This window comes from Aeromonas rivuli (genome assembly GCF_000820045.1).
Classification (GTDB): Bacteria; Pseudomonadota; Gammaproteobacteria; order Enterobacterales; family Aeromonadaceae; genus Aeromonas; species Aeromonas rivuli.
The window spans coordinates 1-1,445 of record NZ_CDBJ01000010.1 but is presented as its reverse complement, the minus strand read 5'-3'; the positions used below and the strand labels follow the sequence as shown (position 1 = coordinate 1,445).

Below are 1,445 nucleotides of genomic sequence, written 5' to 3'. Positions count from 1 at the left end.
TGTCTAGTCCTGAAATAGGTTTACACATTTTCGTCTAGCTTCACGCGACTCAGAACCCCCGATGCACCGCATCGGGGGTTCTGTATTTCAAGGCATGATGCGGCCGCTCCAGGTTGTAAATATCTACCGCCTCGCGCACCATCTCCCGCGCTTGCGCCAGGTCCTGCGGGCTTTGCAACAACAACTCCCCTTTCAAAATTCCGTTCACCCGTTCTGCCAACGCATTCTGGTAGCAGTCATAGCCATCCGTCATCGAGCATTTCACCCCGTGCCGTTCATGCAATGACTGATACAGCCCCGAGCAATACTGCACGCCACGGTCCGAGTGATGGATAAGCTCCCCGCCGCCACGCCGTTGCTTCAGCGCCTGTTTGAACGCCATCGCCACCGACTCGGCGTGCATCCCTTCGTGCACGTGATGGCCCACTATCTTGCGTGAGTAAGCATCCGTCACCAGGCTCAGGTACAGCGGCCCGCTCCTGGCTGGCAGATAGGTGATGTCGGCGACCCAGACTTGCTCCGGTGCCACCGGCGTGACCTGCTCCGGTCCCCCCTTGAGCAAGTTGGGATGACGGTAGAAACGGTGAAAACTGTGGGTAGTCTTGTGATACGCCCGCCTGGGTTGCACCAGCAGGCGGTGCTCGGCCAATATCTGAAACAGCCTGTCCCGTCCGACCTTGAGCCCGCCATCATCCTGACCCTGCAGCAGATAATGCAGCTTGCGGGTGCCGACCCTTGGTTGTCGCAGCCGTATCTGACGCACGAAGCGCACCACCTGCAGCCCCTGTGCATGGCGCAGGTCTGCAACCCGATTGCGCTTGTAGTAAGCCTGACGGCTTATCCCCAGAAACAGGCAAGCCCTGACGATGGTCAGCCTCTCGACTTGCCGCTGCGAGAGGACTTGCCGGGTCGCTTTTTTACGATGGAGACGCCGTAGTCGTTCTTCAGCACATCGACCACGGCCTCAAAGAACTGGGCCTTCTGGCTCATCAGCGCCAGCTGCTGCTCGAGCTCCTTGATGCGCTGTTCGGGCGTCTGGTTGTCGGGGTCAGGCATGGTGATGCTCCTGCCGGCGCGCACAGAAGCCCCCTGGCTCCAATCTTGCCGACCATGTTTACGCAACCATACCAGAACGGTGGAGTTGCCCTGAATGCCGTATCGGGCTTGTGCCTGCTGGCAGGTGAGCTCGCCTTTTTCAATCTGCTCGACCACGGCTAATTTAAAAGTCAGCGAGTAATCGCGCTGTGTCCGTTTCACACCTTGTCCCATCGGGCTCTCCATTTATGTGGGGGAAAGGTGTAAACCATATTCAGGACGGGACAGCAACATGACAAAGGGGGGCATTGCCCCCCCCCCCTTCTTTCAGTCTATCGCTCGGTAGATAGCGCCCCCCTCTTGATGCTTTGCAGCAAAATCTTTCAGTCGTTCGAAGGCTTCAAAAACCT

General features: G+C 58.0%; 1 protein-coding gene. It reads right to left on the bottom strand.

The annotated features are described in order from the left end of the window. Positions 1-49: 49 nt before the first annotated feature. Positions 50-1,269, bottom strand: a protein-coding gene (locus tag BN1130_RS21450; RefSeq protein ID WP_157013843.1) for an IS3 family transposase whose coding sequence is annotated in 2 segments (ribosomal slippage) — positions 50-921 and positions 921-1,269 — 1,221 coding nt in all. Because the reading frame shifts where the segments join, the coding sequence is not laid out codon by codon here. Between the last annotated feature and the right edge of the window lie 176 nt (positions 1,270-1,445).